The organism is Pseudomonas sp. NPDC087803 (genome assembly GCF_044742995.1).
Taxonomy (GTDB): domain Bacteria; phylum Pseudomonadota; class Gammaproteobacteria; order Pseudomonadales; family Pseudomonadaceae; genus Aquipseudomonas.
In genome coordinates this window covers 362,529-387,901 of sequence record NZ_JBIUVO010000001.1, presented here as the reverse complement: position 1 = coordinate 387,901, position 25,373 = coordinate 362,529, and the positions used below count along the sequence as shown (strand labels likewise).

Annotated in this window: 16 protein-coding genes; 10 read left to right on the top strand and 6 right to left on the bottom strand. The window is 61.1% G+C overall.

What is annotated here, in order from left to right; all coding sequences use genetic code 11:
• Window positions 1–146 precede the first annotated feature (146 nt).
• The 7 genes from ACIOUG_RS01620 to ACIOUG_RS01590 all read left to right on the top strand — a co-directional run bounded on the left by ACIOUG_RS01620 (window position 147) and on the right by ACIOUG_RS01590 (window position 9,612).
• Window positions 147–623 (top strand): antitoxin Xre/MbcA/ParS toxin-binding domain-containing protein, encoded by a 477-nt coding sequence (locus ACIOUG_RS01620; RefSeq protein ID WP_401061990.1) that lies wholly within the window; start codon window positions 147–149, stop codon window positions 621–623.
• Window positions 620–1,123 carry an RES family NAD+ phosphorylase gene (locus ACIOUG_RS01615; RefSeq protein WP_401061988.1) on the top strand — a complete coding sequence of 168 codons (504 nt, stop codon included), beginning with the start codon at window positions 620–622 and terminating at the stop codon, window positions 1,121–1,123. Before ACIOUG_RS01620 ends, ACIOUG_RS01615 begins: the two co-directional genes overlap by 4 nt.
• Before the next feature lie 117 nt (window positions 1,124–1,240).
• Window positions 1,241–3,883: a TonB-dependent receptor gene (locus tag ACIOUG_RS01610; RefSeq protein WP_401061986.1), complete on the top strand. Its 2,643-nt coding sequence runs from the start codon at window positions 1,241–1,243 to the stop codon at window positions 3,881–3,883.
• A 229-nt stretch (window positions 3,884–4,112) separates the two neighbouring features.
• Entirely contained in the window at window positions 4,113–5,963 is a 1,851-nt protein-coding gene (locus ACIOUG_RS01605) for an extracellular solute-binding protein (protein WP_401061985.1), read from the top strand.
• On the top strand, window positions 5,950–7,014 hold the full coding sequence (locus tag ACIOUG_RS01600) for a microcin C ABC transporter permease YejB (RefSeq protein ID WP_401061983.1): 1,065 nt from the start codon (window positions 5,950–5,952) through the stop codon (window positions 7,012–7,014). Before ACIOUG_RS01605 ends, ACIOUG_RS01600 begins: the two co-directional genes overlap by 14 nt.
• Window positions 7,014–8,036, top strand: coding sequence for an ABC transporter permease (locus tag ACIOUG_RS01595; protein ID WP_401061981.1), 1,023 nt, complete (start codon window positions 7,014–7,016; stop codon window positions 8,034–8,036). The genes ACIOUG_RS01600 and ACIOUG_RS01595 overlap by 1 nt, the downstream gene beginning before the upstream one ends.
• 1 nt (window position 8,037) lies before the next feature.
• Complete coding sequence (locus ACIOUG_RS01590) at window positions 8,038–9,612, top strand: ABC transporter ATP-binding protein (RefSeq protein WP_401061979.1); 1,575 nt, start codon at window positions 8,038–8,040, stop codon at window positions 9,610–9,612.
• 234 nt (window positions 9,613–9,846) lie between these two features.
• Here ACIOUG_RS01590 and ACIOUG_RS01585 read toward each other — a convergent pair whose 3' ends face one another.
• Both ACIOUG_RS01585 and ACIOUG_RS01580 read right to left on the bottom strand, forming a co-directional pair.
• On the bottom strand, window positions 9,847–10,164 hold the full coding sequence (locus ACIOUG_RS01585) for an SCP2 sterol-binding domain-containing protein (RefSeq protein WP_401061977.1): 318 nt from the start codon (window positions 10,162–10,164) through the stop codon (window positions 9,847–9,849).
• A gap of 55 nt (window positions 10,165–10,219) precedes the next feature.
• Complete coding sequence (locus ACIOUG_RS01580; protein WP_401061975.1) at window positions 10,220–10,930, bottom strand: histidine phosphatase family protein; 711 nt, start codon at window positions 10,928–10,930, stop codon at window positions 10,220–10,222.
• 205 nt (window positions 10,931–11,135) lie between these two features.
• Here ACIOUG_RS01580 and sohB point away from each other — a divergent pair, with 205 nt between their 5' ends.
• On the top strand, window positions 11,136–12,167 hold the full coding sequence (sohB, locus tag ACIOUG_RS01575) for a protease SohB (RefSeq protein ID WP_401061973.1): 1,032 nt from the start codon (window positions 11,136–11,138) through the stop codon (window positions 12,165–12,167).
• Between the two features lie 64 nt (window positions 12,168–12,231).
• Here the strand turns inward: sohB and ACIOUG_RS01570 are convergent, their stop codons facing one another.
• Window positions 12,232–12,726: a DUF934 domain-containing protein gene (locus ACIOUG_RS01570; RefSeq protein ID WP_401061971.1), complete on the bottom strand. Its 495-nt coding sequence runs from the start codon at window positions 12,724–12,726 to the stop codon at window positions 12,232–12,234.
• Window positions 12,710–14,368 (bottom strand): nitrite/sulfite reductase, encoded by a 1,659-nt coding sequence (locus ACIOUG_RS01565; protein WP_401061969.1) that lies wholly within the window; start codon window positions 14,366–14,368, stop codon window positions 12,710–12,712. Before ACIOUG_RS01565 ends, ACIOUG_RS01570 begins: the two co-directional genes overlap by 17 nt.
• A gap of 524 nt (window positions 14,369–14,892) precedes the next feature.
• Between ACIOUG_RS01565 and ACIOUG_RS01560 the strand changes: the two genes are divergently transcribed.
• Window positions 14,893–15,966: an ABC transporter substrate-binding protein gene (locus tag ACIOUG_RS01560; RefSeq protein WP_401061967.1), complete on the top strand. Its 1,074-nt coding sequence runs from the start codon at window positions 14,893–14,895 to the stop codon at window positions 15,964–15,966.
• Between the two features lie 6 nt (window positions 15,967–15,972).
• Here ACIOUG_RS01560 and ACIOUG_RS01555 read toward each other — a convergent pair whose 3' ends face one another.
• On the bottom strand, window positions 15,973–16,191 hold the full coding sequence (locus ACIOUG_RS01555; RefSeq protein ID WP_042559414.1) for a DUF2970 domain-containing protein: 219 nt from the start codon (window positions 16,189–16,191) through the stop codon (window positions 15,973–15,975).
• Between the two features lie 162 nt (window positions 16,192–16,353).
• Here ACIOUG_RS01555 and ACIOUG_RS01550 point away from each other — a divergent pair, with 162 nt between their 5' ends.
• Complete coding sequence (locus ACIOUG_RS01550) at window positions 16,354–23,400, top strand: NEL-type E3 ubiquitin ligase domain-containing protein (protein WP_401061965.1); 7,047 nt, start codon at window positions 16,354–16,356, stop codon at window positions 23,398–23,400.
• Between the two features lie 47 nt (window positions 23,401–23,447).
• Here the strand turns inward: ACIOUG_RS01550 and ACIOUG_RS01545 are convergent.
• Window positions 23,448–25,373: vitamin B12 dependent-methionine synthase activation domain-containing protein (locus ACIOUG_RS01545; protein ID WP_401061963.1), on the bottom strand; the 1,926-nt coding region annotated here is incomplete at its 5' end.

Here is a 25,373-nt window from a genome sequence, read left to right as displayed (position 1 = left end):
TTGAAGTCGTGCACGGCCTGGACGCTCAGGCCTCTGATAACGGATGGATCATGCGAACTCACCACCTCGAATACGAAACGCCTGCTTATTCCCATCGCCTTCACTGGCGTGATAACCGTGCCAGATGCCCAGTGGAGGAGGTCGCGATGCCCAGCGCAAAGGTACCCCGGCTTAACGGAGTGAAGAGGGCTGAAGGCAAACCGGTCGACCTGCTCGTACGTGGTCAGAATATCGGCGATGACGCTTTCCTGATCGTTCACCTGACCGAAGAAGGTTTTGAGCTGAATGATGTCGTCAACATGCTTTCAACCTCTGAGCTTTACCTGCAAGGCGATATGGTCAAACGTATCACCGGCAAGTCTGTCACGACCGTACGGCGACTGCTGAAGGAAGGCAAAGCGGTACGGCTTGACCCGCAGCAGAGCGTCGTCGCCTACCAATATGCGGTAGTGCTGGAAAAGGCCATTCGCGCCTTCGGCGGACAGTCACGGGCCGAGGACTGGCTGCGCAAACCCAGCACCTACCTGAGCGGTCGCGTCCCCATGGAGTTTATCCGGCATTCACTGGGGTTTCAGATGGTGGAGCAGTACCTGGGGCAACTTATATACGGGGTTTACCCATGAATCCCTTGCCCTGGGACGAGCATTGGTATGCCTGGCGGCTGGATCCCGAGGTTTACGGAGGGACGTGGGACAGCGGAATGGGTTCAAATCTGAATGGAGGCCGATGGAACATACCCGGGCGGCGAGTGGTTTATGCCTCAGTCGATCCCTCCTCGGCGATTCTGGAGGTGGCCGCCAATCGCAGTTTTGATGCACTGGACAGTGAACCTTATGTGCTGACGTGTTTTGAGGTCATCAGCGAAGCTAAAGTGAAAGTCGTGCAACCGGAGGACGTGCCGAATCCTTACTGGTTGAGCCCCGCACACCCTTCACCGAATCAACAACTGTTTGCCGATGCATTACTCGCTGAGCATCCGTTTGTACTGATCCCCTCGGCGGCAGCCCGGCACTCGTGGAATCTGCTGGTGAGCTGCGAATTGGCGGAAGGGCAGTTCAGGATGGTCTCTCAGGAGCGGTTTGGGCTGGATACCCGGTTGCTGAGGGAGATGGCATTGGCTTGATGTGTTGTTGCCAGTTTTTTGCATAACCTCATCACCCAACGGTCTAAACCGGCCTCTATAAAACACCGCTGTCGATTGCACATCCCTGCATAAACCAAAACGCAGGGATGGCTGTTCATGATCCATTTTTTACCCGTTAGATCCCGTTTGAGCCTGGCCTTGCTGCTGGCGATCAACACCTTGCCGGCCGTCGCGGCCGACGAGCCGACCACCCAGTTGCAACGGGTCGAAGTGACCGGCACGGCGATTCGCCGGGTCGATGCTGAAACCGCGGTGCCGGTCACCATTCTGCGAGTTGAAGAACTGCGCGAGCAGGGTGTGAGCACCACCGAAGAACTGGTCAGCCGGATTTCCGCCAACCAGTCCTCGGTCGGCTCCGGTCGTTCGGTGGGTTCGAGCAGCGGCGGCGCATCGTATGCGGATTTGCGCGGCATCGGCCCGAACAAGACTCTGGTGCTGCTCAATGGTCGGCGTCTGAGCAACAACGCGACCAACGCGATCAATGGTTCCGGGGTCGACCTGAACACCATTCCGTTCGCCGCCATCGACCGCGTCGAAGTGCTGCGTGATGGTGCTTCGGCGCTGTACGGCACCGACGCCATTGGCGGGGTGATCAACTTCATCACCAAGACCAGCCTCACCGAAGGCCAGCTCAGCACCAACTACGACACGCCGACCCATGCCGGCGGTGGTGAGAGTCGCAATTTCAGCGGTAGCTGGGGCTTTGGCGATTTGCAGAATGACCGGTTCAACGTGTTCGGTGTGGTCAGTTATGACAAGCAGCAACGGCTGGCCGCCGATGACCGCGGCTACACCTACAACTATCAGCCTGGACGCGGCCTCGATTACACCTCCGGCACCGCATCGCCGGCCAACTGGAGCCAGGGCAGCAACGCCACCAACCCGTTGGCCGGTTCCGGCTGCAACGCGCCGGGTCTGCTGGCGCGCAACGGTATCTGCCGTCAGAGCCTGTGGAACTACCTCGATCTGGTGCCGGAAACCGAGAAGACCTCGGCTTTCGCCAAAGCCACCGGCAAGCTTGCGGACGATCACAACGTCAGCCTCGAATACTTCTGGGCCCGCAACGAGAACCGCACGCAGATCGGTCCCGGCACGCTGATGGGCAATCAGGTCAATCCGGGTTCCGCTTTTTATCCCGGCAACGGCATCACTCCGGGGCCCAACGGCTTCGCGCTCGACCCGACGCAACCGGTCGATGTGAACTGGCGCGAAACCGCGGTCGGCGCGCGCCAGCATGAAGATGACAACACGGGCCAGCGTTTGCTGTTGAGCTTCGACGGCAGCGTGGTCGGTTGGGACTACAACGTCGGCGCGTCGTATAACCAGAACAAAGTGGTGAATGCCATCGAGGCCGGTTACGTCAACGACCGCGCCGTCAGCGCCGGCATTGCCAATGGCATCATCAACCCGTTCGGTGCGCAGACCGCTGCCGGGCAGGCACTGCTGGCGGCCAATGCGGTCGACGGCGATTACGCCACGGCAGTCGGGCGAGTGAAGGCGATTGACGGACGAGTCAGCCGCGAGATCGGTGACTGGTTCGGCGCCGGGCCGTCGGCGCTGGCGCTGGGCGGCGAATACCGCAAGGAAGACTTCCATCAGGATTTCGCCCAGTTCGCCGCCGATGTGCAGAGCCTGGGCGTCGACCCCAATGCCAGCGTCGCCGGGGATCGCAGCGTCTCGGCGCAGTACGCCGAGGTCAACGTGCCGGTACTCGACAGCCTGGAATTGTCCGCCGCCGTGCGTCACGACAAGTACAGCGATTTTGGCAGCACCACCAACCCGAAATACTCGTTTCGCTTCCAGCCGTTCAAGGAACTGGTGGTGCGTGGTGCCTACAGTGAAGGTTTCCGTGCACCGTCGTTGTACGAGTTGTACAACCCGAACTTCACCACCTTCACCGTGGCCAACTACAACGACCCGCGCCTGTGCGCCGGCGGCAATCCGAGCAACGGTGGGATCGCCAACCGCGACTGCGCCCAGCAGTTCTACAGCCGCACCGGTGGCAACACCGACCTCAGCCCGGAAACCGCGCGCAACGTCACCGCCGGTTTCGTCTATCAGCCGTTCGAACGTCTGAGTGCCGGCCTGGATTTCTGGTGGATCAACATCGCCAACCAGATCGCCGAGTTTCCGGAGTCGGCGGTGTTCGAGAACCCGGAGCTGTACCCGGATCGCCTGGTGCGCAAGCCTGACGGCTCGATTGATCACATCGTCACGGGCCTGGCCAACCTCGGCAAGATCAAAACCAATGGGGTCGACGTCAGCTTCGATTACCGCTTGCCGAGCACCCCGTACGGCAATTTCGGCATTGCGCTGCAAGGCACCTACGTCAATCGGTACGAATACCAACAGCAGCTCAAGGGCGACTACATCGACAAGCTCGGCGATTTCCGTGGTGGCGACTTTTCTTCTGCCGGTGCCGTGGCTCGGTGGCGCCACAGCCTGACCGGCAGCTGGAACTACGGCCCCTACGGTGTGGCCCTGACAAACCGCTACACCAGCGGTTACCACGACTCCGACCGCGAGACCCACGATTACGTTGGCTCGTACAACGTCTGGGATCTGGCCGGTACCTACACCTGGCGCAAAACCCTCAGCGTGACCCTCGGCGCGAAGAACCTGTTCGACCGCGAGCCACCGTTCAGCAACCAGACCTACACCTTCCAGAGCGGCTACGACCCGAAATACGGCGACCCGTTCGGGCGGACGCTGTACACGCGGATCAACTACAAGTTCTGAAAAATGCCCAGAGGGGGCGGGTTTTAGTCACTTATTGATCTAAAGCCTGCCCTATAAAAATTGCCGGCCTGTTGCACATCTCAGGTAGGCAGAAGGTTTGGTGACTGTACTGGCGCCTTCGCGAGCAAGCCCGCTCCCACAGGGGATTAGCGGTGGGCACAACTTCCTTGTGGGAGCGGGCTTGCTCGCGAAGAGGCCAGTAGCAACACCGTGCAAAAAGGATCTGCCAATGTTCCCCAGGCTCATTCTGTTCAGCGCATTTGCGCTGTTAAGCCCAGTCAGTTGGGCCGCCCCGCAACCCGCCCTCACGGTCTACGGCGAAGCGCCGAAATACGCCGCCGGCTTTCAACACCTGGCCTACGCCAACCCCGACGCCCCCAAGGGCGGCACCCTGCGCCGTTCTTCGCTGGAAAGCGGCCCGTTCGATCACCTGATTCCGTACATCGACAAAGGCACCGGCGTCGCCGATATCGACGGCTGGCTCTACGCGCCGCTGGCCTATCGCAGCAAGGACGAACCCTACAGCGTCTATGGCCTGGTGGCGCAGCGGATGGAACTGGATACGGATCGCCGCTGGCTGCGTCTCTACCTCAATCCCCAGGCGCGTTTCGACGACGGCACGCCGATCACCGCGCAAGACGTGCGTTACACCTTCGAGCTGTTCACCACTCAGGGCAGCCTCAAATATCGCCAGCAGTTTCGTGACGTCGCTGAGGTCGTGGTGGAGTCGCCGACGCAAGTGCGCTTCAACTTCAAGAACAACGACAGCCGCACCTTGCCACTGGATCTGGCGACGCTGCCGGTGTTGCCCGAACACTGGTGGCGTACGCGCAATTTCGCCGAGGGCGCGGGTTTCGAGATCCCGCCGGGCAGCGGTCCTTACCGCATCAGCGCGGTCGATGCCGGGCGCAGCGTGAAATTTCAGCGGGTTGCCGACTGGTGGGCCAAGGATCTGCCGATCACGCGCGGTCTCTATAACTTCGATCACGTGAGCGTGGAGTTCTTCGCCGACACCGACGTTGCAAGGCAGGTACTCAAGGCTGGCGGCTTCGACTACAACCGCGAATTTTCCGCGACCAGTTACACCATCGGCTATGCCGGCGCGGCGCTGGAGCAGGGCAAATTGCTCCGCGAACATCTGGCGCCGGGTGCCGCGCAAGGTTCGCAGGGTTTCGTGTTCAACCTGCAAAAACCGATGTTTCAGGATCGCCGGGTACGGCAGGCGATTGCCATGCTTTGGGATTTCGAATGGAGCAATCGGCAGATGATGCGCAGCCTGTACCTGCGCCAGCGCAGTTACTTCTCGCACAGCGCATTGGCGGCCACCGAGTTGCCGGACGCCGAGGAACTGAAAATCCTCGAGCCGTGGCGCGGCAAGATCCCCGACGAGGTATTCACCGAGGTCTTCGAAGCGCCGAAAACCGACGGTAGCGGCAACATCCGCGCCGAGCAGTTGCAGGCCTTGAAGCTGCTGGAAGCCGCAGGCTGGAAACCCCGTGGCGATCAGCTGGTGAACGCCAACGGCGAACCGCTGCAGTTCACCTTTCTCAATGGTCAGAAGGGCTTTGAACGGCTGCTGCTGCCGTTCAAGCGCAACCTGGCGCAGATCGGCATCGGCTTCGATATTCGCCAGGTCGACACCGCGCAATACACCAACCGCGTGCGCAATCGCGACTACGACATGATCGTCGTTGGCTACCCGGTGAGTCAGGCGCCGGGGCGCGAGATGTTCAATTACTTCGGCTCCGACGGCGCCGACGATCCCGGGTCGAACAACTACATGGTGCTGCGCGATCCGGCCGTCGATGCCTTGCTCGAAGGGCTGGTGCAGGCCGACAACCGCGAAAGCCTGTTGCGCCATGCCCATGCCTTGGATCGGGTGTTGCAGTGGGGTTATTACTGGATTCCCAACTATTACCCGCCGGGGATTTCCACGGTGTGGTGGAACCGTTTCGGTCGCCCGGCGACGGCGCCGCTGTATGACGCCGGGCTCGACACCTGGTGGGAAATCAGCCCGACTGCGCTGACTGCCACGCAGATGCAGCAACAGCAAAAGGAGTATGCGCATGTGGGGTTATAGCCTGCGGCGTCTGCTGCTGATCGTGCCGACTTTGCTGGCGATTCTGCTGGTCAATTTCGTCATCGTGCAGGCCGCGCCGGGTGGTCCGGTGGAACAGGCGATTGCGCGCTTGCAGGGTATTGGTGTCGGCGCGGCGGTGGGCGGTGGGCACGTGGAAACCATCGGCGGCGAATCCCGCGCGACCCGTGGTCTGGACCCGAAACTGGTGGCTGACATCGAGCGTCAGTACGGCTTCGACAAACCGGCCGGTGAGCGCCTGTGGCTGATGCTCAAGAGCTACGCGCAACTGGATTTCGGCCAGAGCTTTTTCCGCGGCGCCAGCGTCACCGAGCTGATCTGGCAGAAGTTGCCGGTGACCTTGTCGCTGGGTTTGTGGGCGACGCTGATCACCTATCTGGTGTCGATTCCGCTGGGCATTCGCAAGGCCGTGCACAACGGTTCGGCGTTCGATGTCTGGAGCAGCGTGGCGATCATCATCGGCTACGCGATGCCGGGATTTCTGTTCGCGCTGCTGCTGATCATCGTGTTTGCCGGCGGCACCGCGCTGGACTGGTTTCCAGTGCGCGGGCTGGTCTCCGACAACTTCGCCGAGCTGTCGCCGTGGGGCAAAGTGGCCGATTACTTCTGGCATCTGGTATTGCCGGTCAGCGCGCTGGTGATCGGTGGATTCGCCACGCTGACCATCCTCACCAAAAACAGTTTTCTCAACGAGATCTCGCGCCTGTACGTGGTGACGGCGCGGGCCAAGGGACTGAGCCAGCGCCAGGTGCTGTACGGCCATGTGTTTCGCAACGCGATGCTGCTGGTGGTCGCCGGACTGCCGCAGGCACTGGTGACGGTGTTTTTTGGCGGCTCGTTGCTGATCGAAGTGATCTTCTCCCTCGATGGCCTCGGTCGCCTGAGTTACGAGGCCGCGGTGTCGCGCGACTACCCGGTGGTGTTTGGTTCGCTGTTCATCTTCACCCTGTTCGGCCTGCTGATAAAACTGCTCGGCGACCTGTGCTACACGCTGGTCGACCCGCGCATCGACTTCACCGCGAGGACTGCCTGATGCTGACTTTATCTCCCATCGGACAGCGCCGTTGGGCGCGGTTCAAGGCGCATCGACGTGGCTGGTGGTCGTTGTGGTTGTTTCTGCTGCTGTTCGGCCTGAGCCTGGGTGGCGAGCTGATCGCCAATGACAAACCGTTGTTGGTCGAGTATCAGGGCCAGTGGTATTTCCCGGCATTCAAGCGCTACACCGAGCAGGATTTCGCCGGCGAACTGCCGTTCCAGCCGGACTATCGCAGTGCCCAGGTGCGCAAGCTGATCGAGGGGCAGGGCGGGCGAATGTGGTTTGCGCCGATCCCGTTCGGCTTCGACACGGTCAACTATGACTTGACCGAGCCGGCGCCGAGTCCGCCGAGCGGCGAGAACTGGCTGGGCACCGACGATCAGGCGCGGGATGTGCTGGCGCGGGTGATCTTCGGTACGCGGGTGTCGCTGCTGTTTGCCCTGGCACTGACCGCCGCCAGTGCGCTGATCGGCATCGCTGCCGGCGCCTTGCAGGGCTATTACGGCGGCTGGGTCGATCTGCTCGGGCAGCGGCTGCTGGAGGTGTGGTCGGGGCTGCCGGTGTTGTATCTGCTGATCATCCTGTCCGGGTTTGTCGAGCCGAATTTCTGGTGGTTGCTGGGAATCATGGCGCTGTTTTCCTGGCTGAGTCTGGTCGATGTGGTGCGCGCCGAGTTCCTGCGCAGCCGCGGCCTGGAATACGTGAAGGCCGCACGGGCGCTGGGGGTTGGCGATGCACAGGTGATCAGCCGGCACATCTTGCCCAACGCCATGAGCGCGACCCTGACCTATCTGCCGTTCATTCTTACCGGGGCGATCGCGACCCTGTCGGCGCTGGATTTTCTCGGTTTCGGCATGCCCGCCGGCAGCGCCTCGCTGGGCGAACTGATCGGCCAGGGCAAGAGCAATCTGCAAGCGCCGTGGTTGGGCCTGACGGCATTTTTTGCCCTGGCGCTGATTCTTTCTCTGTTGGTGTTCATCGGTGAGGCCTGCCGAGATGCCTATGATCCGAGGGCTTGAGATGAGCGATAACCTGATCGAAATACGCGACCTGCGTGTGGCCTTCAACGGCCAGCCAGTGGTGCATGGCATCGACCTCGATATTCGTCCGGGCGAATGCCTGGCGCTGGTCGGCGAGTCCGGCTCGGGCAAATCGGTGACCGCCCACAGCATCCTGCAATTGCTTGACCCGAACATCACGCGGATCGACGGCAGCATTCGCTATGCCGGTGAAGAGTTGCTTGGTGTACATGAGCGTTATCTGCGGCAATTGCGTGGCAACCGTATCGCGATGATTTTTCAGGAGCCGATGAGTTCGCTGAATCCGCTGCACACCATCGAGCGGCAACTCGGTGAGAGCCTGGCGCTGCACAAAGGGCTGGCGGGCGCGCAAGCGCGAGCACGCATTCTCGAATTGCTCGAACTGGTCGGGATTCAAAAGCCCCGCGAACGGCTCAAGGCCTATCCGCATCAACTCTCCGGCGGTCAACGCCAGCGGGTGATGATTGCCATGGCGCTGGCCTGTGAGCCGCAACTATTGATCGCCGACGAGCCGACCACGGCACTGGATGTGACGGTGCAGCGCAAGATTCTGCTGTTGCTCAAGGACTTGCAGCAGCGGCTCGGCATGGCGCTGCTGATCATCAGCCATGACCTCAATCTGGTGCGCACCATCGCGCAGCGGGTGGCGGTGATGCGCGACGGGCGGATCGTCGAGCAGGCGCCGTGCGAGCAGCTGTTCCGTGCGCCACAGCATCCCTACAGCATCGAATTGCTTGATGCCGAGCCGGGTGGCGAAGCGCTGCGTCGGGAGAAAGCGCAGGACTTGTTGCAGGTGCGCGATCTGAATGTGCGCTTTCGTCTCGGCGGCGGTTGGCTGCGGCCGAAAACCTACCTTGCGGCGGTCAAGGGCATCGATCTGAATTTGCAGCGCGGCAAAACGCTAGGAATTGTCGGCGAGTCCGGTTCGGGCAAATCGACATTGGGTCAGGCGATTTTGCGTCTGATCGACGCTGACGGCAGCATTCGCTTTGCCGGTGAGGAGCTGGAACAGTTGAACGGCAAGCAACTGCGGCCACTGCGCAAACGCTTGCAAGTGGTGTTTCAGGATCCGTTCGGCAGCCTCAGTCCGCGTTTGTGCGTGGCTCAGATCATTGCCGAGGGGTTGCAGGTTCACAGCGATTTGAATGCTGCCGAGCGTGAGCAGGCGGTGATTGATGTGCTGCGCGAGGTCGGCCTCGATCCGGCGACGCGGCATCGCTATCCCCACGAATTTTCCGGTGGGCAGCGGCAACGCATTGCCATCGCCCGGGCGCTGGTGCTCAAACCGGATTTGATCTTGCTCGATGAACCGACCTCGGCGCTGGATCGCACGGTGCAGAAGCAGATCGTTGCCTTGTTGCGGCGCTTGCAGGAGGAGCATGGCCTGACCTACCTGTTCATCAGCCACGACCTGGCGGTGGTACGGGCGTTGGCCCATGACCTGATTGTGATGAAGGATGGCGAAGTGCTGGAACGCGGTGAGACTGGCAAGCTGTTCAGCTCGGCACAGCATCCCTATACGCAAGAGCTGCTGGCGGCATCATTTGCTGGTTGATGACAGTTCCAACGTAGAAGAAGGTGTATGCCGCAGTTTAGGGTGCGCCACGTGACCAATGTGGGAGGGGGCTTGCTCCCGAAAGCGGTGTGACAGGCTGCAAAAGTTGTGGCTGATCCAACGCCTTCGGGAGCAAGCCCCCTCCCGCCTATGGCCTGTTTATGACGAAACCTGGGAGCCAGACGCAAAAATCCCGCCACAGGGGCGGGATTTTCTTGAAGCCGGTTGCAGGTCTTACGACGGGAACAGCTCGGACAGCTTCATCGACAGCATCATGTCGCCTTCAACGCGCAGCTTGCCGCCCATGAACGCCTGCATGCCGTCGGTTTCACCGCTGACGATGTCTTTCAGAGTTTCGCTGTCCAGTACCAGGGTGCAGTTGGCGTCTGGGTTTTCACCTTCCTGGATGTCGCAAGTACCGTTTTTGACGATCAGCGCGTAGTGCTTGTCTTCGTCGGTGATGTTGAAACCGAAAACCAGATCCAGACCGGCAGCAGCGGCTGGGTTGAACTTGGCTTGCATCGCTTTTACGGCATCAGCTACGGAGGTCATGGTTCGATCCTTTCTTGGGTAATAGAAGTACAGCAAGGGTCACGATTATCCGGACTCAGCGGAAAGTGATGAGTTCCGGAGCCTTCAGCAGTTGCAGATGCGCATGACTGTTGAAGGAGGCCAAAGCCACCTCGCGACCGCGGAACTTCAGCTGGTTGAGCGAGGTGTTGACGATTTGCCAATTCAGTTCAAAGGCCTGTCGGGCAGGCATCTGGGTAATCAGGTGGAGCAGGGCGGTGATGGTGCCGCCGGAGGTGAACACGGCGATTTTCTGGTTGCCGTCGGCTTGCTCGAGGATGCGCTGCAGACCACCCTGAACTCGCTCGACGAAACCCAGCCAGCTCTCCAGCCCGGGGGTGTCGTAGGTGCCGGCCAGCCAGCGCTCGATGACCAGAGCGAAGATGCGCTGGAATTCGGCGCGGTTTTGCGCAGCGTTGCGCAGGATCTCGATGGCTTCCGGCTCGTCCGCCAGCATGGCCGGGATCAGCGCGCGGATGACCGCGTCGGCATCGAACTCGTTGAACGCCGAATCAGTCTCCAGCGTCGGTACCGACAGGCCCTTGGCAGTGAATTGCTCCAGCGCGCTGGTGGCCGTGTGTTGCTGACGGCGCAGGTCGCCCGCCAGGCAGCGATCAAAGCTGATCCCCAGATCAGCGAGGTGCTGACCAAGGATTTCCGCCTGGCGCACACCGATCGGCGACAGGACGTCATAGTCGTCTGCACCAAAGGAGGCCTGGCCATGTCGTATCAGATAGATGCTGCCCACGTCCGCGTCATCCCGGTACGTTGAAGGTTGTGGCGAGGTTATGAGGATGACGGAGTGCTGTCAATGAAAAAACATACGCTTGTTTGAAATGCCCGTTACAGGCCTGTTGCCAGAGGTTTCACGGCTGGCCGAGGAGCCGGCGCATGGGTATGCTGGAACCATCCCGCGCGTGTCTCTTATCCGCGCATTGCTTTAAGGAGTCTCTGTGGAGTTTTTGTCCGAGTACGCCAGCTTCCTGGCCAAAACCGTGACCCTGGTCGTCGCCATTCTGGTGGTGCTGGCCAGTTTCGCTGCATTGCGCAACAAGGGCCGCCGCAAGTCGGCCGGGCAGTTGCAGGTCAGCAAGCTCAACGATTTCTATAAAGGGCTGCGCGAGCGCCTGGAGCAGACCCTGCTCGACAAGGATCAGCTCAAGTCCCTGCGCAAGGGCCAGGCCAAGGCCGAGAAAGGCGAGAAGAAGCAGAAGAACAAACCCGAGAGCAAATCCCGGGTGTTCGTGCTCGACTTTGACGGTGACATCAAGGCGTCGGCCACCGAGAGCCTGCGCCACGAAATCACCGCGCTGCTGACCCTCGCCACGCCGAAGGACGAAGTGGTGCTGCGTCTGGAAAGCGGCGGCGGCATGGTCCACAGCTACGGTCTGGCGTCGTCGCAACTGGCGCGTATTCGCGAAGCTGGCGTGCCGCTGACCGTGTGCATCGACAAGGTCGCGGCCAGCGGCGGCTACATGATGGCGTGCATTGGCGAGAAGATCATCAGCGCACCGTTCGCGATCCTTGGTTCGATCGGCGTTGTCGCGCAGTTGCCCAACGTCAATCGTCTGCTGAAAAAGCACGACATCGACTTTGAGGTGCTGACCGCCGGTGAATACAAGCGCACCCTGACCGTGTTTGGTGAAAACACCGAGAAGGGCCGTGAGAAGTTCCAGGAAGACTTGGACATCACCCATCAGTTGTTCAAGAACTTCGTTTCCCGCTATCGCCCGCAACTGGCCATCGACGAGGTGGCTACCGGTGAGGTCTGGCTCGGCGTTGCGGCGCTGGACAAACAGCTGGTGGACGAGCTCAAGACCAGCGACGAATATCTCGCCGACCGGGCGAAAAAGGCCGAGGTCTATCACCTGCACTACGCCGAACGCAAAAGCCTGCAAGAGCGCATCGGCATGGCGGCCAGCGGTTCGGTCGATCGTGTGTTGCTGAACTGGTGGAGTCGCCTGACCCAGCAACGTTTCTGGTAAACCCGATGCAATAAAAAACGCCGGTCATTGACCGGCGTTTTTGTGTGCGCAGTAAACCTGAGGCTTAACGACGACGGAACAGCGGCAGCGGTTCGTCAGTGGCGGCCTGGTAGGTCACCGAGAAGTCTTTCAGGCTTTCCAGTGCATCGTACGGGTCCTTGTCGGCGCGCAGGGCGAACGCATCGAAACCGCAACGGCGCATGTAGAACAGCTGGTCGCGCAGCACATCGCCAATCGCCCGCAGTTCGCCTTTGAAACCGTAGCGGTCACGCAGCAGGCGGGCGTTGGAGTAGTTGCGGCCGTCGGTGAAGGCCGGGAAGTTCAGGGCAATCACCTGGAACTGCGCGACGTCGTTACCGATTTCCTCGGCTTCTTCATCGGCGTCCAGCCACACGCCCAAACCGCCATCGCGGGCCTTGAGCGCGTGAGCATGATCACGCCACAGGGCCAGCGGCACGATCAGGTCGTCGCAGTTGGAGATACCGTCGAGAGTCGCGTCCTTGGGCAGCAAGTGCCAGGTTTCGTCGACAACCTCGTTGTTCTTAATGATTCGCTGCATAGACGCGTTCCTTGAAGAGGTCGATGCCAATACGCTGGTAGGTGTCGATGAAGCGCTCGTCTTCGGTACGTTGTTCAACGTAGACGTCGATCAGCTTCGAGATCACGTCCGGCATGGCTTCCTGAGCGAAGGACGGGCCGAGGATCTTGCCCAGGCTCGCGTCACGGCTGGCGCTGCCGCCGAGGGACACCTGGTAGAACTCTTCACCTTTCTTGTCCACCCCGAGGATGCCGATGTGGCCGACGTGGTGGTGACCACAGGCGTTCATGCAACCGGAGATGTTCAGGTCCAGCTCACCGATGTCGAACAGGTAGTCCAGGTCGTCGAAACGGCGCTGGATCGACTCGGCAATCGGGATCGACTTGGCGTTGGCCAGCGAGCAGAAATCGCCGCCCGGGCAGCAGATGATGTCGGTCAGCAGGCCGATGTTCGGCGTGGCGAAACCGCCTTCACGCAGCTCGCCCCATAGGGTGAACAACTGGCTCTGCTCGACGTCGGCGAGAATGATGTTCTGCTCGTGGGAAGTGCGCAACTGACCGAAGCTGTAGCGCTCGGCCAGATCGGCGACGGCGTCGAGCTGCTTGTCGGTGATGTCGCCCGGCGCGACGCCGGTCGGCTTCAGCGACAAGGTTACGGCGACATAGCCCGGCTTCTTGTGCGCCAGGGTGTTGCGCGAGCGCCAGCGGGCGAAACCCGGATGCTCTTGGTCGAGTTCGGCCAGAGCCGCCGTCTGGTTCTCCAGAGCCTTGTAGTCAGGATCGACGAAGTGCTTGGCGACGCGATGCAGTTCGGCTTCGGTCAGGGTGGTCTGGCCGCCGCGCAGGTGTTCCATTTCGGCATCGACTTTCTGCGCGAACACTTCAGGGGTCAGCGCCTTGACGAGGATCTTGATCCGCGCCTTGTATTTGTTGTCGCGACGGCCATAGCGGTTGTACACACGCAGGATGGCGTCGAGGTAGCTCAACAGGTCCTGCCACGGCAAGAACTCGTTGATGAACGCGCCGACCACCGGGGTACGGCCCAGGCCACCGCCGACCAGTACACGGAAACCCAGCTCGCCGGCGGCGTTGTGTACCGGCTCGAGGCCGATGTCGTGGACTTCGATGGCCGCACGGTCAGCGGTCGAACCGTTGACGGCGATCTTGAATTTGCGCGGCAGGTAGGCGAATTCCGGGTGGAAGGTGGTCCACTGGCGGACGATCTCGCACCACGGGCGCGGGTCGATCACTTCATCGGCGGCGACACCGGCGAACTGGTCGGTGGTGACGTTGCGCAGGCAGTTGCCGCTGGTCTGGATCGCGTGCATCTGCACGGTGGCCAGTTCCGCGAGGATGTCCGGGATGTCTTCCACCGCCGGCCAGTTGAACTGCACGTTCTGCCGGGTACTGATGTGGGCGTAGCCCTTGTCGTAGTCACGGGCAATCTTGGCCATCATGCGTGTCTGACGCGAGGTCAGTTGGCCGTAAGGCACCGCCACGCGCAACATCGGCGCAAAACGCTGGATGTACAGGCCATTTTGCAGGCGCAGGGGGCGGAATTCTTCTTCGCTCAGTTCACCTGCCAGATAGCGTCGGGTCTGATCACGGAACTGCTTGACGCGGTCCTCGATGATCCGCTGATCGTACTCGTCGTATACGTACATATAAGTCCTGTTCTCAGGCTTTGGGCTACTCGGAAAACGCTGCGTTTTCGCTTGCTGGAGTCCGATGGTGCCTCTGCAATTACGCGCGCACGGCCGCGCACTCCCTAACGGAGCCGGGGCAATATACCCGTTTGCAGTTATGCGCAAAAGTGATGTTTGAGTATATGTAAAGAACCAAATCGCCTAACGAGAATGGCTGTCAACTAACCCACATTTGTCGTGCGGACAATCATCGTCTTAACTGTGGTCGAGTCTTTCTGCAATCACCGATAAAACCGACAAGAGGCGATGCAATGAGCAACCCAATCAAAGCAAGAAAGAGCGACAGCAGCGTCGATGCCTGGGCCATTCTGTTTCTGATCATTCTGGTGGTGGGCACGGCGGTATTCTGGGTCAGTCATCAATAAACGACCCGTCCGGGCCCGGTTCCGACGATTGTCGGACAAAAAACCGCAACCGGCGTCAATAGCCGCTGGCTGGATGGCTATAATGCGCGGCCATTTTTGATTGGGCCCGGATGATTCATGTACAAGTTTTTCCACCTCGGCCTGCTGCTGTTAAGCGCGGTTGCCGCCACCGGCGCGCGCGCTGAGTCGGTGCTGTTCCTTAATCCGGGTTCGACCCAGGAAGCGTTCTGGGTCAGCTACTCGCAGTTCATGCAGGCCGCTGCCCGCGATCTGCACATCGACCTGCGGATCGTCTATGCCCAGCGCAATGTCGAGTTGACCCTGGCTCAGGCCAGACTTGCCCTGCAAGGCCCCGAGCGTCCCGACTATCTGATGTTCGCCAACGAACAATACGTCGCCCCGCAGATTCTGCGCATGGCTCAGGGCAGCGGGGTCAAGCTGTTCATCGTCAACGCTGCGCTGACGCCGAGTCAGCTGAGTCTGGTGGGTGAGCGTGCGGACCGGATCGGCAGCCTGGTGCCCAATGACGAAGAGGGCGGCTACCTGATGATGAAGGAGCTGATCCGTTTGCATCCGCCCGTCGCCGCGGGCCAGAGCATCGAAGTGCTGGCCTTCTCCGGATTGAAAATCACCCCGTCGGCGCAATTGCGCGAGGACGGCATGCGCCGCGCCCTGGCCGAGCATCCGCAAGTGCGCCTGCGACAACTGGTGTATGGCGGCTGGACCCGGCAACGTGCCTATGAACAGGCGCGACAGTTGTTCAGCCGGTATCCGCAGGTGTCGCTGGTCTGGTCGGCCAACGATGAAATGGCCTTCGGCGCAATGCGCGCCTATGCCGAAACCGGCAAGACGCCCGGCAAGGATGCCCTGTTCAGTGCGGTCAATACGTCGCCGGAAGCCTTGCAGGCGCTGGTCGACGGGCGCTTGAGCGCGCTGCTCGGCGGGCATTTCACCTTGGGTGGCTGGGCGCTGGTGGAGTTGCATGACGTGGAGCAGGGCGTCGATCTGCAGCAATTCGGCGGCCGCGACCGGCAGATTGCGCTGTTGCAACTGATCGACAAGGCGCATGCCCGGCAAATGCTCGCAATGGGCGCCGCGCCGGACTACGGCGTGCCGTTTCGCAAGCTCTCGGCCAAGGGGCGACCGGCGTCCTACCGTTACCCTTTCAACCTGCAGACCCTGATGCACTGAGCCCCGTCATACCCCGGCGAAGTGCAGCACCAGCTTGACGATGGCGAACAGGGTCAAGGCAAACACGGCGGTAAACAGAATGCCCAGCAGCACGAAGTGGCTGGGCTTGCCATGAGTGAAGTCCCGCGCCCGGTTTTTCCCGCTCTGTACGCCAAACGCCGCGGCCATGACGCTGTGCAGCATCTGCCAGAAGCTCGGTGGCTTGTTGTCGACTGGATCGTCCATAAATCCCCCGTCTCAAAGGCTGTTCCGACAGCATAGTCAAACCCCGGCGATGTGCCGTGGTTGAAGCGTCTGGTAATAACTCGGCGCCGAAGCGATACATATGTACCGCCGATCGACGATGCGCAAATGGTCTCCTGTCCTGCCATTTTCAGGAGAGACAGGATGTCCACTCATCCCCCGAGATTACCCACGGCAACCAACACGCCGCGCACCGCGCCTGGCGCAGGCGCCAGTCTCCACGGCCAGTTGATCGAACAAACGATTCCCGGCTGGTTGGCGTCTGCCAGCTCGGCGCGGCGGGCCGCTATTAAGGGCACCGGCACGCAATTGCCGGATTGGCATCAGCGCTTGTCGGTCGAGCAGCAACAGGCTTTGCGAGATCGGGTTACCGGCAGTTTTCTCGCCCAGTCCAGTCTGGACCGAACGATGTCGGCGCTTGAAGACGTCGAGGCGTTTGCCGAGAAGCTGCTGACCAAGGCCCTCAAGGACCGCTTCGACATTGCGCTTGATCTGCGCAAGACCCTCTTGTGCCTGCGGCGCCCGCTGGAAGTCAGCGTGCTGGAGATAGAAGTCTCCACGTTTGAAGTGTTGAAGTTGCCTTTACTGCAGGCGGCGCTGCACAACTTCGAGGAGGCCGAGTGTGAGGCGGACGCTTTTCACCGCAAATCCGGGTTTGTTATCGAAACGGCGACCCCCGGCACCTTCCAGGCGGCCAGCGTGGGGATCACCGTCCCGGAGTTTTTGTCGCTCTGTCGTTCGTTGAACGTCGGTGCCCGCTATCAGGAACGGATCAAGCAATTCTTCCAGTCAACCGATGGGCTGCGTCAGCAATTCATTACCGCACAGAAAACCGCGTTGCGCGCCGCTGCCGAGCTGGCACTGCTGAAGAAGGACATCGAGCCGGACGACTACAGCATGATCCTGTCCGTCGTCGACGGCGAAATCTTTCCGCGGTTGGGCAACAAATCCGTCTGGTTTCGCGACCTGAGCCTGATGCAGCGCCGGATGACCGGTTGCGTGGTGTTCAGCATCAGTGAGCGTTATCGCTATACCAATGAATTCATCGTCTATATCCCGCATGACCCTGAACATCCACTCAAGCGCTACACCTCGGCGCAGATGCGCGAGATGTTCCGGCGCAAGTTCACCGCAACAGATGCTGCAGCCCCCGATGGCGAGCCTACGGCCTATCAGCGTTTTTTCAGTCAGTTCGTCGCCTACGCCGAGCGTCCCTATTACTACGGTCAGTTCACCCAGGTGGCCGCCGACGCACCGAGCGATCCATTGCACTCGATCTGGGTGAAGGTCGCGCAGTTGCTGCCGCCGATCTCCAGCATTACTCGCATCAAGGAACTGCCGCCCGAGCGTCAGGGCAAGCGTGAGCCGCAGAGCAATCCTTTTCTCGACCCGTTTGGTGTAACGCGAGAAGGGGTGTCAGGCCTGTGGGCCGACAATACCGACCTGTGGCAATACCTCTACGAACAGCACAGTGCCAAATTGATCGCCGACGCCCGCGCTCACGCCGTACCCACGGCGGATGTCGATGCCAAGGCGCGTGCGGAAAAACTCAATCACCTGTTGGAATTCGGCCTGTTGGCGCTGAACCTGGTGTCGATGTTCGTGCCGGTGCTGGGCGAGATCATGATGACCGTAATGGCCGGTCAGTTGCTCTACGAATCCTTTGAGGGCGCCATCGAGTGGAGTGAGGGCGATCAGCAGGCCGCCAAGGCTCATCTGGTCGATGTCGCGGAGAACCTGGCACTGATCGGCGTGATGGCCGGTGTCGGCAAGGGCCTGGGCAAACTCGGCGGGGTAGCGCCCGAGCCGGTGATCGAGAAGCTGCACCCGGTCGAACGTGCCGACGGCACCTCGCGCCTGTGGCGCCCCGATCTCAGCGCCTATGAGTGCGATGTCATGCTGTCTGCCGCTGCGGGCCCTGACGCGCAGGGCCTGTATCGCCTCGATGAGAAGCTTTACATTCGCCAGCAAGGCAAGGTCTACCAGACGTTTTACGACGATTCGCTGAAAACCTGGCGTATCCGGCATCCGCATGACGCGACGGCGTATCAGCCGATCCTCGAGCACAACCGGCTGGGCGCCTGGCGGCACAGCCTGGAGCGACCGCAGAGCTGGGACCGGTTGACCTTGTTGCGGCGTATCGGCCATTCGACCGAAGCCTTCACCGATCAACAGTTGCTCGACATTGCCGACCTCAGTGGCGTCAGTGACGAGGCGTTGTGCCAGATGCACCTGGAGCATCAGCCTGTACCTCTGCCATTGGCCGATACGCTGCGCCTGTACGAGGTTGATCAGCGCGTCGGACGCATCATCGAACAGGTCGAGCAAGGCACCGCCCTCGATGATCAATACGAGCTGACCTTGCCACTGCTCAGCGAAATGCCGCGCTGGCCGCGCGGAACAGTGATCGAGGTTTTCGACGGACCGCAATTGTCCGGCGCCGTCAGCAGCTATGGCGTGGAATCCATTTTGCCGCATGAGCAACCCGCAGCCGCCATCAGGCTGACCCGCGCCGAATTGCTCGACGGCAAGTTGCCCGAGCGGATTCTTGAATCGCTGGATGAAGCGCAAATCACCGGGTTGCTGGGGGCCGAACCGGCGCGTGTGGTCGAAACCAGACCGCTCGAGTTGCGCAAGCAAATGGCCGACTTCTTGAAGACACGCCAAGCGGCGATGTTTGAACGGCTGTATACCGAACCGCCGATGCACGACCGGCGAATCGTCAGCTTGCAGGCAGCCACTCCGGGGCTGGGCAGTTCGGCGGCGACCCGGGTGCTGCTGGAGGCTGATGCCGAGGAACTGGCTCGCCTGGAAAGCGGCAAGCGGCTACCGTTGAGGCTTCTCGAAGCCAGCCGCGAATATGCCCGGCAGAGGCGCTTTGACCACGCAGTCGCGGGGCTGCATATGGAGAATCTTGGTTCCGCCGAGAGCAAATGGCTGGCCCTGCGCGCACTGGAGAGGCTGCCGGGATGGTCGGAGCAGCTGCGTCTGCAAGTGCGCGAAGGCAGCATCCACGGGCCGTTGATCGACAGCATCGGCAGCGAAAGTGCCGGGCAAAGCAAATATCTGATCAAGCACGGGGCGGTGTATCAGGCGTGCAATGAGCTTGGGGAGGCACTCAACGGCATGCCGCGTCAGGGCGACAACTTTTTCGCGTCGATCCTGCACGCATTGCCTGATCAATCGCGACAGGCACTGGGTTTTGCCGATGTCACGCAGAGTGCGAGTCTGCGCCGGGCGCTGATCGAGCATGTGGCCCTCAATCGAGGTGAACTGGCGCGATTGGCGAGCAAGCGCTGGGGGGCGAAAAAGCTGTTCAAGGCGCCTGAACGCGTGCGTGGTCACGGTCTGGGTTACTACGCCAGCGGTCGCGGCCAGGGCGTCAACCCGTTGCTGGTGACGCGGGTACAGGATGTGTACCCGGCACTCACCGACCAACAGGCGGGCGGCTTCATTCTCAAACACCTGGCCGACGGCAAGACTGACGCCCAGATCTACGACCTGCTGCAACGACGCATGCGTGAATGGCAGGAGCTCGAATCTACGCTGGCGCACTGGGAGGGCGTGCCGACGCCGGAGCCGTCGCTGCAGGCAATGATCGGTGGCAAGCCGATTGTAATCCGCAACCTCAAGCAGAGCTGGCGCAATTCGCCACTGGCCGAGACTCAGGCCAGATTCGGGCGTCTGGACCTGACATGTGATGAACCTTTGCCAGCGCTGACGGCGGATTTCTCGCACGTGCGCGACCTGCACATCAGGGGCCGCTGCATTACCGATGCCAATGCCGATTCACTGCTGAGCAGTTTTCCCGGACTCCAGTCGCTGCGCATCAATGCGACCGGTGAAGGATTCAGCAAGGTGCCGTCGGCGCTGCAAGGCATGCAGGACCTCACCGATCTGACGCTCTACACCACGATGCCGTTTGCCAGCGACGTACCGCTGCGCTTGAGCGAGCTGACAAGGCTTGAAGCCTTGAGCGTGAGTTCGTCGAGTTACCAGCCCATCGCGTTTGACGTCAGCCGCTTGCGCCACCTGCGCAAGCTGGAAATCATCGCCTACTCATTATTCGACTGGCCCGCCGGCGCGCTGGACTTGCCGAATCTGGAGCGTCTGAATCTCAGGGGCACGGCGATCAACACGGTGCCGGACGGATTGCTTCAGGGGCATGAAACGCTCTGGTCGGGGCTTTCGCTGGACTGGTCAAGATTCTCCCGTGAAAACTTCAAGGGCGCGTACGAGTACGTCAAGAGCCATCCCGAGCACCTCATCGACCGGGAGGCGATGGTCAGGGATTATTGCCAGGGTGAACTGCGGCGTCTGGGTGAGGGCGTGAGCGAATCGCCCGAGGGCGTGTTCAATCGTTTCTTCGAGCAGTGGCCTGACGAACAACAGCGATATCGTGCGATCAGTGCACTGAGCGAGCAATACGCGGCGCTCGACGGCGAGCTCGGTCGCTGGCAGCAAAGCCTGCCGATAACGCCGCAATCGCTGCCGGAGATAATCGGCCGATCCAACCTCGCGCATGCCCTCAGGATGAATTGGCGCAAGGGCATGTTCAAGCGTTACGGAGCGACAATCACCGCCTCAACCCTGGATTTGTCGGGTCTCAAGCTCAGTGAGCTTCCGCTGCTGCCCGCTGACGCCTTCCCGCATGTGCGCACGCTGTTGCTGCAGGACCAGCGAGTGGCGGCCGGGCAGTTGCGCCGCTTTGTCAGTGCATTCAACGGGGTGCAAAACCTTGATTTGAGCGAAAACGCTTTGTCTGAGTGGCCGATCGAACCGGGAAGGCTGGCCAGGCTGTCGCGTCTGAACCTCGCGGACAATCTGCTGACCGACACAACGTCATTGCAAACCGGCTTGCGTGCGTTGCCGTCACTCGAACAGCTGAATCTGCAAAACAACCCGCTGACCACTTTGAATGTCAGCAGCCTGCAGCGTTTGAAGGCACTCAATCTGCAGGGCACGCACCTGCAAAACTGGCCGCTCGGAGCAGAAAACCTGCCGCAATTGACGTGGCTGGATTTGCGCGACACTCGGATCACCACACTGAGTGGGGCATTGCTCGAAAGCACTTCGCTGCTCACTACCAACCTGACGGGCGCGCCGTTGACGGCAGAGACGTCCGCGGCACTGCGGGCGGCGCAACAGCAGCTCGAATCAACCATCGGCCTGCCCGATGGCGCGCTGGAGGCGTTTGCCGCAGAGCCGGTTCCTGCGGTGTTTCCACCGGCGGAGGATGGTCTGTCGATTTCCCGGCATTTGCTGCCACTCCCTCAGGCCCCCGCAGGAGAAGGGCTGGCCCTGATGCGCCGGAACCTGCAGCGGATGCAGCCAGCGTTTACCGATGAGCAAGCCCTGGTGGTCATTGAGCAACTGCGCACCAGCGGTGAAACCGATGCACAACTGAGTCAGCGGATATCCGCCTGGAACCAGACCTTTGAAACGCTCGTGCGCCAACTCAATGGTTGGCTGTATACCCGCGAAATCCGTGGTCCTGACTGGACCATTTCCTCGCAATCCCGCAGCCTCGCCGCCTGGCGCATTCTGACTTGCTGGCGCGCGAGGTTGCACATGCCCAGTGCCACTGCCGATGCCGTGCTGGATCTCAACGGCTTGCAGTTGGGCGATTTCCCCGCGCTGCCGCAGGACTTCGCCCATGTCGGCAACTTGAACCTGACAGGCTGCCGGATGACCGCCGAGGGCAGCAATGATTTTCTCAAGGCCTTCACCCATCTGCGCAGTCTGGCGCTCAGTGGCAATGAGCTTGCGGCATTGCCCCAGGCTGTTCGGCAAATGTCGGCACTGGAGCGGCTGGAACTGTCCAGCAACAACTTCAGCGACACCGACCATTTGTATGACGTGCTGGCCGGGCACGCACAGCTTCATGAGCTGAACCTGAGCTACAACCATCTCGACGCGTTCGATGTGAGTTACTTCGAGCAGTTGCAGAGCCTGGACCTGCGCAACAATAACCTGGCCGAGTGGCCGGCTGGCGCGCTGGATGCGCAGCACCTGCAGAGCCTGAACCTGAGTCGCAACGACATCACCACAATTCCCGAGCAGGCGCTGGACGGGCGGTATGACCGCTTGATGGAGGGCACTGACCTTACCGACAACTACAACTTGTCGGAGGAAACCCTCGAGCGGCTCAGGACGTACCAGGCCTCGGGCGAGCGACTGCGGGTTCTGGGGTTCTCCAGGTCCGATCTCGAGGAAATGGCCGACGACATTGCTGGCGGGCTCAGTGAAACCACCAGCAGTATCGAGTCGGACGAAATCCTTCCCGGGGAGCAGGCGAATGCACGGCAGAAAGCCCCATGGCTGGCCAACCTGGCACCGCAGCAACTGGCGTCGCGGGATACGCTCTGGGACCAGTTGGCGGCAGAACCGGACAGTGAAGCATTCTTCCACTTGCTTGACCGGTTGCAGGACACCCAGGAATTTCGTGTGGCAAACGCCGATCTGACCCGGCGGGTCTGGGTGGTCATGGAGGCAGCGGCAGCCAGCAGCGAACTCAGGGAGGTGATTTTCGCCGGTTCCGCCACCCACGGTACGTGTGTCGACGGACGCATCCTCACCTTCAGCGGCCTGGAGAGCAAAGTGTTCACCTATAACGCCTTGCTCGATTTGCCGGCCGGCCGTCCGGGTATCAGGGGGCAGGCCTTGTTGGCGTTGTCACGCCAGCTGTTTCGCCTGGACACAGTCGATGAGCTGGCGCGCAGCGCGGCGGCGAGCAGCGGTTTTGACGAAGCGGAGGTGCGCCTGGGCTATCGCATCGGGCTGACCGGGGGCTGGGACGACGGGCTGGAATTGCCGGGACAACCGAAAAACATGACGTTCGCGTCCGGTGTCACCCCGCAGCAACTGGTCAACGCCCGGGCCGAAGTCCTCAGCGCCGAACGCTCCGAACGGTTTCTGGAGGACCTGATTCAGCGCGATTACTGGCTCGACTACCTGCGCGAGCGGCAGCCTGAAGCATTCAGCAAACTGGATGAAGCGCAATGGCAGGAGGAGGGCGAGGATGAAGAGCTGAGTGCCGACGACCCACTCTATCTGAGCCGGCTGTTCGACCAGGCGGCCGCGCGCAATGCCCGGCTTATCGAGTTGTCGCGACAGGAGATCGAACAGATCGCCGAGACGGCCGGCAGCGCACCGCGGCCCGGTTCGTCGAGGTCGTTGTCAGGCGCGTAAGGCATGGTGAAGGTCAATCCCCGGCACCCCGGGGATTGACCGGCCGATCACTCGTCGTAACCGAGGTTAGGCGCCAGCCAGCGCTCGGTCACGCTCAGGTCCTGGCCTTTGCGCGAGGTGTAGCTTTGCACTTGATCCTTGTCGACCTTGCCCACGGCGAAGTATTGCGCCTGCGGATGGGCGAAGTACCAGCCGCTGACGGCGGCTGCCGGAAACATCGCGTAGTGTTCGGTGAGGAACACGCCGCTGCGTCCGGCACGCATTTCGCTGGCTTCGGGATCGAGCAGGGTGAACAGCGTGGCTTTCTCGGTGTGATCCGGGCAGGCCGGATAACCCGGTGCCGGACGGATACCGGAATACTGCTCTTTGATCAGCGCGTCGTTGTCCAGCGCCTCATCCTTGGCGTAACCCCAGTGCTCTTTGCGCACTTGCTGGTGCAGCCACTCGGCGCAGGCTTCGGCCAGACGGTCGGCCAGTGCCTTGACCATGATCGAGTTGTAGTCGTCGCCAGCGTCCTGATAGGCCTTGGCGACTTCTTCGGCGCCGATGCCGGCGGTGGTGATGAAACCACCGACGTAGTCGGTCACTTCGCTGTCTTTCGGCGCGACGAAGTCGGCCAGCGAGAAGTTCGGTTTGCCGTCGGTCTTGATGATCTGCTGACGCAAGTGATGCAGGCGCGCCAAGGGCTTGCCGTCATCGCCGTACAGTTCGATGTCGTCGTCATGCACCTGATTGGCCGGCCAGAAACCGAACACTGCACGGGCGCTGATCAGCTTCTCGTCGATCAGTTTGGTAAGCATCTCGCGCGCATCTTTGTACAGCGCGGTGGCGGCTTCACCGACCACTTCGTCTTCGAGGATGCGCGGGAACTTGCCGGCCAGGTCCCAGGAAATGAAGAACGGCGTCCAGTCGATGTATTCGGCCAGAACATTGAGGTCGATGTTGTCCAGCACCCGGGTCCCGGTAAAGGTCGGTTTGACCGGCGCGTAGTTGGCCCAGTCGAACTGTGGCTTCTTGGCGATCGCCGCCGCGTAGCTCAGACGCTCGGTCCGGGCGCTGCGGTTAGCGGTGCGCTCACGCACATCAATGTATTCCAGACGGGTCTTCTCGACGAAACCGGCCTTGAGTTCCTTGGACAGCAACTGCGTCGCCACACCGACCGCACGCGAGGCGTCGGTGACGTAGACCACCGCGTCGTTGCTGTACTTCGGCTCGATCTTCACCGCGGTGTGTGCCTTGGAGGTGGTCGCGCCACCGATCATCAATGGCAGATGGAAATCCTGACGCTGCATCTCGCGGGCCACGTGGACCATCTCGTCCAGCGACGGGGTGATCAGGCCGGACAGGCCGATGATGTCGCACTTTTGTTCCTTGGCGACCTGGAGGATCTTTTCTGCCGGGACCATCACGCCGAGGTCGACGATGTCATAACCGTTGCAGCCCAGCACCACGCCGACGATGTTCTTGCCGATGTCGTGCACGTCGCCTTTGACCGTGGCCATCAGGATCTTGCCCTTGGCTTCCGGCTTGTCGCCTTTTTCCAGCTCGATGAACGGGATCAGATGCGCAACGGCCTGTTTCATCACACGGGCGGATTTCACCACCTGCGGCAGGAACATTTTGCCAGCGCCGAACAGGTCGCCGACGATGTTCATGCCGGACATCAGCGGGCCTTCGATCACTTCGATCGGGCGGGCGAACGACTGGCGCGACTCTTCGGTGTCTTCGACGATGTGGGTGGTGATGCCCTTGACCAGCGCATGCTCCAGACGCTTGTTAACCTCCCAGCTGCGCCACTCTTCGGTTTCGGCTTCCTTGACGCTGCCGTCGCCCTTGTACTTGTCGGCGATGGCGAGGAGGGCGTCGGTGCCTTCCGGCGTGCGGTTGAGGATCACGTCTTCGACGGCGTCACGCAGTTCCTGCGGGATCTGGTCGTAGATCTCCAGCTTAACCTCGTTGACGAAACCCATGGT